Below are 16,150 nucleotides of genomic sequence, written 5' to 3' on the forward strand. Positions count from 1 at the left end.
CGAGAATCCCTTGCCAAAGCCCGTCCGCATCGGCTTTGCTGGGCAGGTCCCGTTCTACGCCGCATCGAGGGGGACCGCAGGGACGACTGGTAAGGCGGCGGATTTTTCTTATGGAGATCACGTTTCTTCTCAATGGAGAAACCCGGACGGTGGCGATTACCGATCCGACGCAATCTGTGCTCGACTGGCTGCGCGCCGAAGGCCTGACCGGCACCAAGGAGGGCTGCAACGAGGGCGATTGCGGTGCCTGTTCGGTCATCGTGACCGACGCCGACGGGGCCAAACCGCTCAATGCCTGCCTGATGATGATGCCCCATCTGCACGGGCGCGCGCTGCGCACCGTCGAAGGCGTCGCGGGGCCGAAGGGCGAATTGCACCCAGTTCAGCAGGCAATGGTCGACCATCACGGCTCGCAATGCGGTTTCTGCACGCCGGGCTTCATCGCCTCGATGGCGGCGGGTCATCTCAATGGACGCCGCGATCACGACGATCTGCTGGCGGGTAACCTTTGCCGCTGCACCGGCTACGCACCGATCATCCGCGCCGCCGAGGCGGCTCAGGACGCGCCCGTGCCCGCGTGGATGCACGACACGCTGCCCGATCTGGCAGACGTCGCGCTTATGGCCGATCATGTCTTCCTTCCCGCAAGCGCGGATGCGCTGGCGGAGTGGTATCTCGCTCATCCGGACGCCACGCTGATCGCGGGCGCGACTGATGTGGGTCTCTGGGTCACCAAACAGCTCCGAGACCTGAAAGAAGTCGCTTTCCTGAACAACTGCAAAGACCTCCGGAACATCGAGGAAACCCACGACCGCTATATCGTCGGCGCGGGCATCACGCTCTCGACGTTGCGCGAGACGATCCGCGACACGCTCCCGAGCTTTGCCGAATTGCTCCGCCGTTTCGCCTCCGAACAGGTGCGTCAGGCGGCGACGATCGGTGGCAATATCGCGAACGGCTCGCCCATCGGTGACAGCCCGCCCGTCCTGATCGCGATGGGCGCGGAGCTGACGCTGCGCAAGGGTGACACGCGCCGCACGATCCCGCTGGAGAGTTTCTTCCTCGACTACGGCAAACAGGACCGCGCGCCCGGCGAATTCGTCGAAAGCGTCAGCTTCCCGAAATCCGTGCCCGATCTCGCCTGCTACAAACTCTCGAAGCGGTTCGATCAGGACATCTCCGCCGTCTGCGGCGCGCTGAATATCCCGCGCGAGGGCGACACGATCCGGTCCGCGCGCATCGCCTTTGGCGGCATGGCGGGTATCCCGAAACGCGCAACGGAATTGGAAGCGGCGCTTGAGGGCCAGCCCTTCACCGAGGAGGCGGTCACGGCCGCCCTGCCCGCGCTGGAGCAGGACTTCATGCCGCTCACCGACATGCGCGCCTCGGATGCCTACCGGATGGAGGCCGCCAAGGCGATGTTGATCCGCTATGTGCGCAACGCCCAAGGCGCCCTCTCCATTCTGGAGGTGCAACCATGAGCGTCGGCACCAAGAAACCCCACGATTCCGCCCAGTTGCACGTCACCGGAGCGGCGCGCTACGTCGATGACATCCCCTGCCCCGGCAACACGCTGCACCTCGCCTTCGGCCTCTCGACCGAGGCCCATGCCGAGATCGCCTCGCTCGATCTGAGCGCGGTGCGCAGCGCTCCGGGCGTCGTCGCAGTGCTCACCGCCGAGGACATGCCGTTTGCCAACAATGCCTCGCCCGCGCCCGAGCCCGAACCGGTTCTGGCCGAAGGTGTCGTGCATTATGTCGGTCAGCCGATCTTCGTGGTCGCCGCGACCAGCCACCATGCCGCGCGCAAAGCGGCGCGGCTCGCGAATGTCGACTACAAGCCGCGCCCGGCGATCCTGACCGTCGAACAGGCGCTCGAGGCCAACAGCCATTTCGAAGGCGGCCCGGTCACCTGGGCGCGCGGCGATACCGGCGCGGGCTTCGCGCAGGCAGAACATATCGTCGAAGGCAGCTTCGACATGGGCGGGCAGGAGCATTTCTACCTCGAAGGTCAGGCCGCCCTCGCGCTGCCCGACGATCAGGGAATGGTGATCCGCTGTTCCTCGCAGCACCCGTCGGAAATCCAGCACAAGGTGGCCGACGCGCTTGGCTGCGCTATGCATGACGTCCGCGTGGAGATGCGCCGGATGGGCGGCGGTTTCGGCGGCAAGGAGAGCCAGGGCAACGCGCTCGCCATCGCCTGCGCCGTCGTCGCGCGGGCCACCGGGCGGCCCTGCAAGATGCGCTACGACCGCGACGACGACATGGTCATCACCGGAAAGCGCCATGATTTCCGGATCAAATATCGCCTTGGCGCGGATGCCGAGGGCAAGATCGTCGCGGCCGAGTTCACCCATCTCGCCCGCTGCGGCTGGTCGCCCGACCTGAGCCTGCCGGTCTGCGATCGCGCGATGCTGCACACCGACAGTTCCTATTACCTGCCGAATGTGAAGATCAAGAGCCACCGGCTGCGCACCAACACCCAAAGCGCGACGGCCTTCCGGGGCTTCGGCGGCCCGCAGGGCATGATCGGAACGGAAGCCGCGCTCGATCACCTCGCGCATGTGATGGGGATCGACCCGCTCGATCTGCGCAAGCGCAACTACTACGACCCAGCGGGCGGGCAGAGCACGCATTACGGCCAGCCGGTCGAGGATTTCATCCTGCCCGAAATCACCGAGCGCTTGGAGCAATCCGCCGAGTTCGCGGCCCGCAAAGCCCGCGTGGCCAAATGGAACGCCGCCAACACGACGCTGAAGCGCGGCATCTCGCTGACGCCGGTGAAGTTCGGCATCTCCTTCACGCTGACCCAGCTGAACCAGGCGGGCGCGCTGGTGCATGTCTATGCCGACGGCTCGATACAGTTGAACCACGGCGGCACCGAGATGGGTCAGGGCCTGCACCGCAAGGTCTGTCAGGTCGCGGCCTCGGTCTTTGGCGTGACGGACGAGGACGTGCGCATCACCGCGACCGCCACCGACAAGGTGCCCAATACCTCCGCTACGGCGGCCTCTTCGGGGGCCGACCTGAACGGCATGGCGGTGAAGGCCGCCTGCGAGACGATCAAGGCGCGGCTCGCCGCCTTCATGGCCGAAAGCTCCGGCGCAGCCATCGAAGACGTGAGCTTCGCCAATGGCGAGGTGCGCGCGGGCGATCATGCCCTGCCCTTCGCGAAGCTGGTGAAGCTGGCCTATGAGGCGCGGGTGTCGCTCTCCTCGACCGGCTTCTATGCCACGCCGAAGATCAGCTGGGACCGGATCAAGGGGCAGGGCCGCCCGTTCTTCTACTTCGCCTATGGCGCGGCGGTGACCGAGGTCGTGATCGACACGCTGACCGGCGAGAACCGCATCTTGCGCACCGACATCCTGCATGATGCGGGCGCCTCGCTGAACCCGGCTATCGACATCGGCCAAATCGAAGGCGGCTACGTTCAGGGCGCGGGCTGGCTGACGACCGAGGAACTGGTCTGGGACGATAAAGGCCGACTGCGCACCCATGCGCCTTCGACCTACAAGATCCCCGCCTGCTCGGACCGCCCGCGTGTGTTCAACGTGGCGCTCTGGGACGAGCCGAACCGCGAGGACACGATCTATCGCTCCAAGGCGGTCGGCGAGCCGCCCTTCATGCTGGCGATCTCGGCCTTCCTCGCGCTGCAGGACGCGTGCAAATCCTGCGGCCCGCACTGGCCCGATCTGCAGGCGCCCGCGACGCCCGAGGCGGTTCTCGCTGCCGTGCACCGGGCAAGGGGTGACGCATGAGTCTGGATCCCGCAGCCCTCGCCCGCGCGGCGGAACGCGGACCGTTCACCCGCGTGGTGGTCGCGCGCGCCCAAGGCTCAACCCCGCGCGAAGACGGGGCGGAGATGCTGGTCTGGGCGGATCACGTCGAGGGCACGATCGGTGGCGGCGCGCTGGAATTCTCCGCCATCGCAAAGGCGCGGGGCGGGCTGACTGGGGTCGAGAAAATCCCGCTCGGCCCGGCCATGAACCAGTGTTGCGGCGGGGCCGTGGTGCTGGGCTACGAGCGGATGGACCGGAACACCGTCGCGCAGATTACAGGCGATTGGCACGCGCGCCCGCTGACGCCGGGCGCGCCCGAGCCGCTGGCCGTCACCCGCGCGCTGGCTCGCGCCCGGGATCGCGGCGAGGCACCGCCGCTGCTGGTGGAGACCTGGCTGATCGAGCGGGTCGCACCACCCGCCACCCCGGTCTGGATCTGGGGCGCGGGCCATGTCGGGCGCGCGCTGATCGGTGCGCTCGCCCCCCTGCCCGGCCTCGCACTTTTCTGGGCCGATAGCGGGTCCGAGAGGTTTCCCGAGACACTCCCCGAGGGCGTCACGCCACTGATCGCAGAGAACCCGGCTGATCTTGTCTCTCTAGCCCCGACCGAAGCGCGCCATTTCGTGCTGACCTATTCACATGCGCTCGACCTCGAACTCTGCCACCGGCTGCTCGCTCACGGGGTCGGCGGGCTCGGCCTGATCGGATCGGACAGCAAATGGGTTCGCTTCCGCAAACGTCTTGCCGCCCTCGGTCATTCGGATGCACAAATTTCACGCATTGCCTGCCCGATAGGCGATCCGACCTTAGGGAAGCATCCTCAAGCCATTGCTCTTGGGGTCGCGACCGGGCTAGTGAAGGAGCTGAACGCCGCGAAGGTGGCGACGGGGAAAGGGAAACGCGCCGGGTGACGGAGCTGCTCAAGATCGACGGGCTGACGAAAGCCTATCCTGGGGTCGTGGCCAACGATGGCGTCGGCTTCTCGGTGCGTCCGGGCGAAGTGCACGCCCTGCTGGGCGAGAACGGCGCCGGCAAATCGACGCTGGTGAAAATGATCTACGGGCTCGTGAAGCCCGATTCCGGCACGATGCATTTCGCCGGCCAACCCTTCGCGCCAGCCGATCCACGCGCGGCGCGGGCCGCAGGCGTCGCGATGGTGTTCCAGCATTTCTCACTCTTCGAGGCGCTGAACGTCGCCGAGAACGTGGCGCTCGGCATGGAAAACCCGCCGCCGATGCGCCAACTCGCCAAACGTATCCGCGAGATTTCCACCGCCTATGGCCTGCCGCTGGACCCTGCCCGTCTGGTCGGAGACCTCTCCGCGGGCGAGCGTCAGCGCGTCGAGATCGTGCGCTGCCTGCTGCAGGACCCGAAGCTTCTGATCATGGACGAGCCGACCTCGGTTCTGACGCCGCAGGAGGTGGAAATCCTGTTCCACACGCTGCGCAAGCTCTCCGCCGAGGGCACCGCGATCCTCTATATCAGCCACAAGCTCGAGGAAATCCGCACGCTTTGCGAAGGCGCGACCATCCTGCGCGGCGGCAAGGTGGTGGCAAGCTGCAACCCGAGCGAAAAGACCGCGCGCGAACTGGCCGAGCTGATGGTCGGTGCGGAGTTGAAAGTGACCGACCGAGCCGAGCGCAAACTGGGCGATGTGGTGCTGAAGGTCGATGGGCTGTCGCTGGCGCCGATGTCGCAATTCGGTCCGTCGCTGAAGGATCTCAGCTTCGAGCTGCGCGCGGGCGAGGTGCTTGGCATCGGCGGCGTCGCAGGCAACGGTCAGGAGGAATTGCTGGCGACCCTGTCGGGAGAACGGCCCTCCGCCCCCGGCACCGTCAGCCTGATGGGCGAAGACATCTCCGGCCTCGGGCCGAATCCACGCCGCGCGAAGGGGATGCTGGCGGCCCCCGAGGAAAGGCTCGGCCATGCCGCCGTTCCCGCGATGAGCCTGACGGAGAATGCGATTCTCACCGGGACAATGCGCAAGCCGCTGACCCGCAACGGCTTCGTAGATCAGGGTGCGGCGAAAACCTTCGCCGACGAGATCATTCAAGCCTTCGACGTGCGCACCCCCGGCGCGCATGTGGCCGCCCGGGCGCTGTCGGGCGGAAACCTGCAGAAATACGTGATCGGCCGCGAAGTGCTGCAAAACCCCGCCGTGTTGGTCGTGAACCAGCCGACATGGGGTGTCGATGCCGCCGCCGCAGCGTCGATTCGGCAAGCGCTGCTCGATCTGGCCGCGAAAGGGGCTGCGGTGATCGCGATCAGCCAGGACCTCGATGAGCTTATGGAAATCTCCGACCGCTTCTCGGCACTGAACGAAGGCCGCCTGAGCGCCTCGCGCCCGACGCAGGGGCTGACGATCGAAGAGATCGGCATGATGCTCGGTGGCGCGCACGGGATGCAGGAGGCTGCGGTATGATCACTCTCGTCCGGCGCCCCACCCCGTCTCGCTTCTGGTCCTACGCCACACCGATCCTCGCCGTGATCGCCACCATGATCGCGGGCGGCATCCTGTTCGCGATGCTCGGCAAGCACCCGGTCGAGGCGATCCGCGTAATCTTCTGGGACCCGCTTTTCGGCGGCAACGCGGCCTATTTCCGTGGCCAGTTGCTGGTCAAGGCCGGGCCGCTGATCCTGATCGCCTGCGGGCTCGCCGTGGGCTTTCGCGCGGGCATCTGGAACATTGGCGCGGAGGGGCAATACATCATGGGCGCGCTGTTCTCGGCGTGGCTGGCGCTGAAGATGTACCCGGCCGAAAGCCACTGGCTGTTCCCGGTGATGATCGTGCTCGGCGCGCTTGGCGGCTTCCTCTGGGCAATGATCCCCGCGGTGCTGAAAGTGTTGTTCGGCACCTCTGAAATTCTCGTCTCGCTGATGCTGGTCTACGTGGCCGAGAACCTGCTGGCCTACATGGCCTTCGGGCCGCTCAAGAACCCCGAAGGCTTCGGCTTTCCCGGATCGCGCAACCTGCAGGACTACCCCTCTGCCTTCAACCACGAGCTGATCGCGGGCACAGGCATGCATTGGGGCGTCGTCGCGGCGCTGATCGCGGTGATCTTTACCTATGGGCTGATGCATCGCCACATCACCGGTTTCCGCATCCGCGTCGCAGGCGAGGCCCCGCGCGCCGCCCGCTTCGCAGGCGTGATGCCGGCGCGGCTGGTGATCCTCGGGCTTGGCATGGGCGGCGCCTTTGCGGGCCTCGCGGGCATGTTCGAAGTCTCCGGTCCCTCGGGTCAGATCACCGACAGCTTCAACGTGGGCTATGGCTTCACCGCAATCATCGTGGCCTTCTTGGGTCGCCTGCACCCGATCGGCATCCTGCTGGCGGGTCTGCTGATGGCGCTGACCTATATCGGCGGCGACATGGCGCAGTTGATGCTCGGCCTGCCCTCGGCGGCGATCCAGGTGTTTCAGGGGATGCTGCTGTTCTTCCTGCTGGCCTTCGATGTGCTGACCAACTTCCGCATCCGTTTCGGGAGGGTCGCGGCATGACGGGCAAACTCCCCTCGCTGCGCCTGGCGGTCATCTTTCTCGGCGGCGTCGTGATGGGGCTAGGCCTGTACTATCTGCTCGCCGTGGCGCAGGCATTCTGGGCCTTCGTCGTGATCGGAGTGGTTATGATGGTGGTTTTCGAACTGGCGGTTGGCGCGTCGCGGGCGGTGATCTACCGCATCGGCGCGCGCCCCGACAGCGAAGAGCCCCGTCGCCCCACCCTGCACGGACGCGAGCGTTACGCCTCGATGGCCGGGCTCGTCATCGGCCTCGTCGGGGGCTATCTGGCCTGGGGGCCGGTTCTGTTCTGGGGACATGGAGGCACGCTATGATCGTGGGCGGCATCGACATCATCACCCTGACGGCGACTCTGATGGGCGCGTCGACCCCGGTTTTGCTAGCGGCCACCGGAGAATTGGTGGCCGAGAAATCGGGCGTGCTGAACCTCGGCGTCGAGGGGATGATGATCATGGGCGCGGTCGCGGGCTTTGCTGCCGCCGTCGCCACCGGAAGCCCGGTTCTGGGCTTCCTGATGGGGGCGATTGCCGGCGCTTTGCTGGCGACGCTCTTCGCCTTTCTGACGCAGAAGCTGCTGTCGAACCAGGTCGCGACCGGCCTTGCACTGACGCTGTTCGGACTTGGCCTGAGCGCGCTGATCGGAAAGGGCTATGAGGGCGTGCGGCCGCCCGCGACGCCGAAGATCGATTTCGGGCCGCTCTCGGATATTCCGGTGCTGGGCCGCATCCTGTTCTCGCATGACTGGATCGTTTATCTCTCGCTGATCCTCGTCGCCGTGGTCTGGTACGTGCTGCGCTCAACCCGCATGGGGCTGATCCTGCGCTCGGTGGGCGAAAGTCATGACGCAGCACACGCGTTGGGATACCGCGTCGTCGCCGTCCGCTTTGCCGCGTTGGCCTTCGGCGGGGCGCTGGCCGGTCTGGGCGGTGCCTATCTCAGCCTCGTGCGCGTGCCGCAATGGACCGAAGGCATGACCGCTGGCGCGGGCTGGATCGCGCTCGCCATCGTGGTCTTCGCAAGCTGGCGGCCGTGGCGCGTGCTGCTCGGCGCCTATCTCTTCGGCGGCATCACTGCGCTGCAATTGCAGCTGCAGGCCGCGGGCTACGCGATCCCGGTGCATATCCTGTCGATGGCCCCCTACGTCATCACCATCGTGGTGCTGGTCATCCTCTCCGCCATTCACCGCCACGGCGTGCAGGCCGCCCCTGCCAGCCTCGGCAAGTCTTTCCACGCCTCGAGCTGAGGCATATCTCGAAGGGCCCCATCAAGAGGCCCGCCACCCAACTTGGAGTAACGCGATGAACCGCAGATCCTTTTTGAAAACCACCGCCGCCACGGCCGTTGTCGCGGGCGCAGGCGTCCCGGCTTTCGCCGCTGACGAGCCGCTGAAAGTCGGCTTCATCTATGTCGGCCCCGTCGGCGACATGGGGTGGTCCTACCAGCACGACCAGGGTCGTCAGGCGATCGAAGAGAAATACGGCGACAAGGTGAAAACCTCGTTCATCGAGAACGTGCCGGAAGGTCCCGATGCCGAGCGCGCGCTGACCCAGCTTGCGCTGGACGGCAACAAGCTGATCTTCGCGACCTCCTTCGGCTTCATGGACGCGGTCGTGAACGTCGCCAAGAAATTCCCCGACGTGAAATTCGAGCACGCCACCGGCTACAAGCTCGCCGACAACCTCGCGACCTATGACGCGAAGTTCTACCAAGGTCGCGCCATTCAGGGCACGATCGGCGGTCGCATGACCAAGACCAACAAGATCGGCTATATCGGCTCCTTCCCGATCCCGGAGGTCTATCAGGGCATCAACGCCGCCTACCTCGCGGCGAAGAAGGTGAACCCGGACGTCGAGATGAAAGTCGTCTGGGCCTATTCGTGGTTCGACCCGGCGAAAGAGGCCGACGCGGCCGCAGCCCTGATCGCCGATGGGGTGGACGTGCTGCTGCAGCACACCGACTCGACCGCGCCGCAGGCGAAAGCTCAGGAAGCGGGCAACGTCATCACCTTCGGTCAGGCCTCGGACATGTCGTCCTTCGCGCCGATGCCGCGCGTCTCCTCGACCATCGACAACTGGGCGCCCTATTACATCGAACGCGTCGGCGCCGTCATGGACGGCACCTGGAAATCGGAAGCCACCTGGGGCGGCATCGACAGCGGCATGGTGAAGATCGGCGAGATCTCCTCGGCGGTGCCGGACGACGTCAAGAAAGAGGCGCTGCAGCTCAAGGACGACATCGCCTCGGGCAAGGTCCATCCCTTCGCGGGTCCGCTCAACAAGCAGGACGGCAGCGAATTCCTCAAGGCAGGCGATGTCGCGACCGACGACCAGCTTCATTCGATGACCTTCTATGTCGAGGGCATTACCGCGGAACCGCCGAAGTAAGCGATTGCACGAACGAAAAGACGAAAGGGTCGGCCAGGCGCCGGCCCTTTTTTCATGCTCGCGCCGCTCTCCCCCCCCTCTCATTGACCGTCATCGTTGCCGCCCCCAGGATTCAGGCGCAAAATTTGAAGTGTCGAGCAACTTGACACATTCAATAACTTGCATCTATCGGTAGATAGAGCGGTTGACGTTAGGGAGTGGGAGGAAGGCAATGGCACATATCGTGGTACTTGGCGCGGGTCTTGGCGGCGCCATCATGGCTTATGAATTGCGTGACCAGGTCCGCAAGGAAGACGAGATCACCGTCATCACCAAGGACCCGAAGTATCACTTCGTGCCCTCGAACCCCTGGGTCGCCGTCGGTTGGCGCGACCGCAAGGACATCACCGTCGATCTCGAACCGACGATGAAGAAAAAGAACATCAAGTTCATCCCGGTCGCGGCCAAGCGCCTGCATCCCGATGACAACAAGGTCGAGCTGGAGGATGGCCGCGAGATTTCCTACGATTACATCGTCCTCGCCACCGGCCCGGAACTGGCCTTCGACGAGATCGAGGGGCTCGGCCCTGACGGCTTCACGCATTCGGTCTGTCACATCGATCACGCCGAGGAGGCCGGCACCGCCTTCAAACGCTTCTGCGAAAATCCCGGCCCGATCATCGTGGGTGCAGTGCAGGGGGCCTCGTGCTTCGGCCCGGCCTATGAATTCGCCTTCATCCTCGACACTGCGCTGCGGCGCGCGAAGATCCGCGATCAGGTGCCGATCACCTTCGTCACCTCCGAGCCCTATGTCGGCCATCTCGGTCTTGATGGTGTGGGCGACACCAAGGGCCTTCTCGAATCCGAAATGCGCAACAAGCACATGAAGTGGATGGTCTCGAGCCGTGTGAAGAAGGTCGAGGACGGCGTGATGCATGTCGAGGAAATCGCCGATGACGGCTCGATCAAGGCCGCCCACGAATTGCCGTTCAAATACGCGATGATGCTGCCACCCTTCCGTGGCATCCCGGCGGTCATGGGGCTGGACGGTCTCGTCAACCCGCGCGGCTTCGTCATCGTCGACAAGCACCAGCGCAACCCGAAATATCCGAACGTCTTCGGCATCGGCGTCGGCATCGCGATCCCGCCCATGGGGCCGACCCCGGTACCCTGCGGCGTGCCGAAAACCGGCTTCATGATCGAGTCGATGGTCACCGCCACCGCGCATAACCTAGGCAATATCGTGCGCGGCAAAGAACCCGACGAGACCGGCACCTGGAACGCGATCTGTCTGGCCGATTTCGGTGACAGTGGCATTGCCTTCGTGGCCCAACCTCAGCTTCCGCCGCGAAACGTCAACTGGTCGAGCCAGGGCAAATGGGTCCACCTCGCCAAGATCGGGTTCGAGAAATATTTCCTGCGCAAGCTGCGCAAGGGCACCTCGGAGCCGTTCTACGAGAAGACCGCGATGAAGATGCTCGGCATCGACAAGTTGAAGGCCGTGAAGAAGACTCACTGAGCCGGGTCGGCAACCATTTCTGTTTTCAATTCACGGGGCGGGCCTGCAGGCTCGCCCCGCGCTGATTCACGCCGATGGTGGTGACGCGCCGGAACACACGCCTCCGTGAAACGTTTGGTCCCCCGATACACGGCCAGATGCCGTATGAAAGGGAGACGACATGAAGACGTTGAAGACGACCACTGCGCTCGTTGCCGGCCTTGCCGCGCTGAGCCCGGCGATCCTGCCGTTCAGTGCGCTTGCCCAGGACAGTAACACCGCCGCTGCGGAATGCGTTGCGAAAGCAGTCGCAGACGGCACCCCGATGGAGCAGGCGAAAGCCGATTGCGAGGCCAATGCGGCGAATGCCGACGGCTCCGCCGAAGCCGCCGCAGGCACCGATCCGGCGAATGCAGATGCGCCGATGTCCGACAGCGAAGCCGATCAGGCTGCGAAAGCGGCGATCGAAGGCGCCGCCCCGCCCTCCGAACAGGACCCGGCCGCGAGCAGTGACACCCCCAGCGCCAGCGCGAAAGCCGCAGTCGAAGGCGGCGCGGATGTGACCACTCAATCCGGGACCACGGGCACCGATGCCAACGCCGACGCGGCCGCTGCCGCGACGACCGATACCGATACGGCCACGAATGCAGATACGTCTGCCGAGCCCGACGCCGCCGCATCGACCGATGCGCAGCCCGAGGCCGCGGCGCCCGCCGAGTCCGACAGGGCCGCGACCGCGAACGGCGAGGGCACGACTTCAGCCGATACGACCGCGACGACCGACGGGTCCGCGACCGCCGCGACCGATGGCTCGACCGGCGCGACGGCTGACGGTTCGACCGACGCCACCGCTGACGGTTCGACTGCTGCAGAAGGCCAGACGAATGCCGAGGCGACGGATACCATGAGCCCCGACACCACCTCGCAGGACGCCCCTGCCCCTGTGACCGACACCACCGAAAACGCCATGCAGAACTCGGCGGATCAGCCGGAGAGCACCGCGACGGCTGAACCCGAGGCGAAACCCGCTGGCGAGACCTCGACCGATACCACCTCCGACACTCAGGTCGTGCAGGAGGGCAATGGCGGATCGGGTTCCGACGTCGAGCCGAAGGTGGTCCAGCCGAAAGAGGCGACGACCGCAGATTCGACGAACGCCGACGCGAACACCACCGATGCGGCGAGTGCTGACGCGAGTGCCGAGGCGCAAACGGATCAACAGGCGAACACGCAGGACAGCTCGACCGCCGAGGCGACGAAGCTGCTCGAGAACGCGCTGACAGACACCAAGGCCGCGATCCAGGGCGAGGCTGTGCAGAACGAGGCGCTCAACGCACCGGCCGACAGCACCGACACCACCAATGCCACCGAAGAAACGGTGACCGAGGACACTGCACGCAGCGCCTCGGAAGACTTCTCGACCACGGTCGACGCCAAGCCCGACGCACAGGCGCAGGCCACGGCCCAGACCGATTCGACGAAGAAGAAAAAGGACGGCCTGAGCACGCTCGAAACCGCAGCGCTCTCCGGTCTCGGTGCGCTCGCCGTGGGAGCGATCCTGAACAACGGTTCGAAAGTAGCCGTGAATTCGGGCGACCGCGTCGTGGTGCAGCAGCCCGACGGATCCTATCAGTTGGTGAAGGACGATAACGCGCTTCTGCGTCAGCCTGGGTCGAAGATTCGCACGCAGGACTACGCGGACGGCTCGTCGCGCACGATCGTGACCAAGCCGGACGGCAGCCAGATCGTCACCGTCTATGACGCGCAGCGCCGAATCCTCAAGCGGACGTTGGTCCAGCCCGACGGGACGCAATACCTGCTGGTCAATGACGCGCAGGGCGCAGACCCTGTAGATGTCTCGGCGCTCCCCAAGCCCAAGCCCGTCGCGACGGTGTCTTCCAGCAACGAACAGGCACTGCGCGAAGCGCTGACCCGCCAGAGTGGCGTCGACCGTACCTTCACGCTTTCGCAGGTGCGCAACATCACCCCGGTCCGCGAACTCGCGCCCGCAATTACGGTCGAGAACATCAACTTCGAGACTGGTTCGGCAGCGATCCAGCCGGATCAAGCGCAGGCCCTCTCGGCTCTGGGACAGGCGATCCAACAGCGCATCGACGAGAACCCGCGTGAGTTGTTCCTCGTGGAAGGCCATACCGACGCCGTCGGCAGCGCCGCCTACAACCTTGCGCTCTCGGACCGTCGCGCGGAATCGGTCGCGCTGGCACTGAGCGAGTATTTCGACGTGCCCGCCGAGAACCTCGTGGTGCAGGGCTATGGCGAACAGGACCTGAAAGTGCAGACCGAAGGCCCCTCGGAAGCCAACCGCCGTGCCGTCGTGCGCCGGATCACCGATCTTCTGCGCACCGCCTCGAACTAAGGTTGAACCAGAGACAAAAGCAAAGGGCGCCCCGCGGGGCGCCCTTTTCGCATCTCTCCCGAAAGAGGGGAGTAGTGGTGGCGAGGGGGGGACTTGAACCCCCGACCCCACGATTATGAGTCGTGTGCTCTAACCAGCTGAGCTACCTAGCCACTGGGGGGCTAACTAGGCAAAGCGGATCGTCCAGTCAAGGACGTTTTGCGGGAAAATTGCCCCCATTTCGCTGCGGCATATTGGGAATTGGCGAAGCCGCGCGCAAAGGCTAGGCAGGAGGAGAAAAGGAGAGACCATGCACGCCGCCCCTGCCCTGCCCCTGACACGCGATATCGTTCTGATCGGGGGCGGTCATACCCACGCGCTGGTGCTGCGGATGTGGGGGATGAAGCCGCTTCCGGGCGTGCGGCTGACAGTGATCAACCCCGCGCCTTCCGCCGCCTATTCGGGGATGCTGCCGGGCCATGTGGCGGGGCATTATACCCGCGACGAGTTGCAGCTCGATCTGGTGAAGCTCGCAAGACATGCTGGCGCGCGGCTGGTTCTGGGGCGCGCGACGGGAATCGATCGGGCCCGGCGGCTGATCGAAGTGCCGGGGCGTGCGCCGATCGCCTACGACGTGGCCTCGATCGATATCGGGATCACGGCAGAGATGCCGCAGCTGCCGGGATTTCGCGAGCATGTCGTGCCCGCGAAACCGCTCGACGCTTTCGCCGATGCCTGGGACGCCTTCGCCGCCAATCCGCCCGAGTCGCCAAAGATCGCCGTGGTCGGCGGCGGCGTGGCGGGCGTGGAGCTTGCAATGGCCTGTGCACACCGTCTGCCACAGGCCCAGGTAACGGTCTATGAGGCCGCCCCCGAGGCGTTGCGCGCGCTCGGCACCGGCGCCCGGAATGCGATGCTGAAACACTGCGCACGGCTCGGCGTGAAGATCGAGACCGACGCGGCGCTGATCGGGGCGGAAAAAGGACGGCTCCTTCTGGAAGGCGACCGCACAGCCGAGGCCGATTTCATCATCGGCACGGGGTCCACGAAACCCGCCGACTGGCTACCCGAAACCGGACTCGATCTGACCGACGGTTTCGTCACGGTCGGCCCGACGCTGCAAAGCTCGGACCCCGCGATCTTCGCCGCAGGCGACATCGCCCATCTCAGCCACGCGCCGCGTCCCAAGGCAGGGGTCTATGCGGTGCGCGAGGCCAAGCCGCTGTTCGCAAACCTGCGCGCTGCCGCTTCGGGCGGAGAGATGAAGACCTATCAGCCGCAGCGCGATTATCTGAAACTGATCTCCGCAGGCGGCAAGCTGGCGGTGGCCGATAAATGGGGGCTGCCGTTGAACGGCGCGTGGCTCTGGCACTGGAAGAACCGGATTGACCGCAAGTTCATGGCGAAGGTCCACGATCTGCCCGCGATGCCGACACCCCCCCTGCCACGCGAGCACGCGCAGGGAATCGCGGAGGTGCTGGGCAGCAAACCGATGTGCGGCGGCTGCGGCGCGAAGCTGGGCGGTCAGGCGCTGCGCGAGGCGCTATCTGACTTGCCCGCACCTGCACGCGCGGATGTGCTGAGCGGTCCGGGCGACGATGCCGCCGTTCTGTCCTGCGGCTCGCAAGCACAGGTCTTCACCACCGATCACGTCCGCGCCTTCACCGAAGATCCCTGGCTTCTGGGCCGGATCGTCGCGCTGCATGCGATGAGCGACGCCTGGGCGATGGGCGCGGCACCGCAGGCGGCCTTGGCGCAGGTCACACTGCCTCGCCAGTCCGAGGAACTGGGCGCGCGGGCCCTGCGCGAGATGCTGGGTGCCGCGTCGGAGGCGTTCCGCGAAGCGGGCTGCGATCTCGTCGGCGGGCATACCTCGATGGGCGCGGAGCTGACACTCGGCTTCACCGTGACCGGGCTGGCAGAGCGACCGCTGGGCCAAGACCGAGCGCGTCCGGGTGAGGCACTGATCCTGACCAAGGCGCTTGGAACGGGCGTGATCCTCGCCGCCGAGATGGCGAAGCATGCTCCCGGCGACGTGGTGGCAGGCGCGCTGGAGAGCATGGCCCGCAGTTCCGCCGACGCCTCCGCGATCCTCGCGCCCGTGGCCTCTGCGATGACGGATGTAACGGGGTTTGGTCTCGCAGGGCATCTGCTGGGACTATGCGAGGCGTCGGCTGTCTCGGCAGAGCTGGACCTTGACGCGATCCCGCTGCTGGAGGGCGCCGAAGCTTTGGCGGAAGCGGGCGAACACTCGACGCTCCTGCCGCAAAACATCGCCAATTGCGCGGGCCGGATGACCGCGCCGCCGGGGCCGCGTACGGAGTTGTTGCACGATCCTCAGACCTCGGGCGGCTTGCTGGCGAGCGTGCCGGAGGCGCAGACGGCGGAGGTGTTGGCAAAGCTGGAAGCGGCAGGCTACCGCGCCGCGCGGATCGGGTCGATTGCGGACGGCCCGGCGTTCCTGCGGGTGCGGTGAGAGACGGGACGCGCCCGACCCTTGGGTGGGCGCTTTGACCGGCAGATGGCTTGGCGCTTTATCTCGCAAGCCCGGAAGACATGCCTACTCGCGATGACATTGCCAATGTGCCCTCCCGGGGGGAAGGGTCGGGCGCGGCCCAGGCTGGTCGCCCGTGCCAAGG

General features: G+C 65.7%; 11 protein-coding genes and 1 tRNA gene. 11 read left to right on the forward strand and 1 reads right to left on the reverse strand.

From position 1 onward, the window contains the following. Positions 1-110 precede the first annotated feature (110 nt). The 10 genes from xdhA (at position 111) to BMG03_RS15885 (ending at position 13,532) form a co-directional block, all read left to right on the forward strand. On the forward strand, positions 111-1,481 hold the full coding sequence (xdhA, locus tag BMG03_RS15840; protein ID WP_075774191.1) for a xanthine dehydrogenase small subunit: 1,371 nt from the start codon (positions 111-113) through the stop codon (positions 1,479-1,481). Then, positions 1,478-3,757 (forward strand): xanthine dehydrogenase molybdopterin binding subunit, encoded by a 2,280-nt coding sequence (xdhB, locus tag BMG03_RS15845; RefSeq protein WP_075774190.1) that lies wholly within the window; start codon positions 1,478-1,480, stop codon positions 3,755-3,757. Before xdhA ends, xdhB begins: the two co-directional genes overlap by 4 nt. Next, positions 3,754-4,689 carry a xanthine dehydrogenase accessory protein XdhC gene (gene xdhC / locus BMG03_RS15850; RefSeq protein ID WP_075774189.1) on the forward strand — a complete coding sequence of 312 codons (936 nt, stop codon included), beginning with the start codon at positions 3,754-3,756 and terminating at the stop codon, positions 4,687-4,689. Before xdhB ends, xdhC begins: the two co-directional genes overlap by 4 nt. After that, a complete protein-coding gene (locus tag BMG03_RS15855; RefSeq protein ID WP_075774188.1) occupies positions 4,686-6,200 on the forward strand; it encodes an ABC transporter ATP-binding protein in 1,515 nt (504 codons plus the stop codon). Before xdhC ends, BMG03_RS15855 begins: the two co-directional genes overlap by 4 nt. Then, positions 6,197-7,276, forward strand: coding sequence for an ABC transporter permease (locus BMG03_RS15860; protein ID WP_075774187.1), 1,080 nt, complete (start codon positions 6,197-6,199; stop codon positions 7,274-7,276). Before BMG03_RS15855 ends, BMG03_RS15860 begins: the two co-directional genes overlap by 4 nt. Further along, complete coding sequence (locus tag BMG03_RS15865; RefSeq protein WP_075774186.1) at positions 7,273-7,608, forward strand: hypothetical protein; 336 nt, start codon at positions 7,273-7,275, stop codon at positions 7,606-7,608. The genes BMG03_RS15860 and BMG03_RS15865 overlap by 4 nt, the downstream gene beginning before the upstream one ends. Continuing rightward, a complete protein-coding gene (locus BMG03_RS15870; RefSeq protein WP_075774185.1) occupies positions 7,605-8,537 on the forward strand; it encodes an ABC transporter permease in 933 nt (310 codons plus the stop codon). Before BMG03_RS15865 ends, BMG03_RS15870 begins: the two co-directional genes overlap by 4 nt. 55 nt (positions 8,538-8,592) lie before the next feature. After that, positions 8,593-9,678 (forward strand): BMP family ABC transporter substrate-binding protein, encoded by a 1,086-nt coding sequence (locus tag BMG03_RS15875; RefSeq protein WP_075774184.1) that lies wholly within the window; start codon positions 8,593-8,595, stop codon positions 9,676-9,678. A gap of 211 nt (positions 9,679-9,889) precedes the next feature. Then, the gene (locus BMG03_RS15880; protein WP_075774183.1) at positions 9,890-11,176 is read left to right on the forward strand and encodes an NAD(P)/FAD-dependent oxidoreductase; all 1,287 of its coding nucleotides are present in this window, start codon (positions 9,890-9,892) and stop codon (positions 11,174-11,176) included. 160 nt (positions 11,177-11,336) lie between these two features. Continuing rightward, the gene (locus BMG03_RS15885) at positions 11,337-13,532 is read left to right on the forward strand and encodes an OmpA family protein (protein WP_075774182.1); all 2,196 of its coding nucleotides are present in this window, start codon (positions 11,337-11,339) and stop codon (positions 13,530-13,532) included. Positions 13,533-13,607: 75 nt separating this feature from the next. On the opposite strand, the gene BMG03_RS15890 is transcribed toward BMG03_RS15885, so the two are convergent. Next, positions 13,608-13,684 (reverse strand) — tRNA-Met (locus BMG03_RS15890). Positions 13,685-13,821: 137 nt separating this feature from the next. On the opposite strand from BMG03_RS15890, the gene selD reads away from it, so the two are divergent. Further along, positions 13,822-15,987, forward strand: coding sequence for a selenide, water dikinase SelD (selD, locus tag BMG03_RS15895; RefSeq protein ID WP_075774181.1), 2,166 nt, complete (start codon positions 13,822-13,824; stop codon positions 15,985-15,987). The last annotated feature ends 163 nt before the right edge of the window (positions 15,988-16,150 follow it).

Origin of the sequence: Thioclava nitratireducens (assembly GCF_001940525.2) — a bacterium.
In the GTDB taxonomy this organism is placed as follows: Bacteria; Pseudomonadota; Alphaproteobacteria; order Rhodobacterales; family Rhodobacteraceae; genus Thioclava; species Thioclava nitratireducens.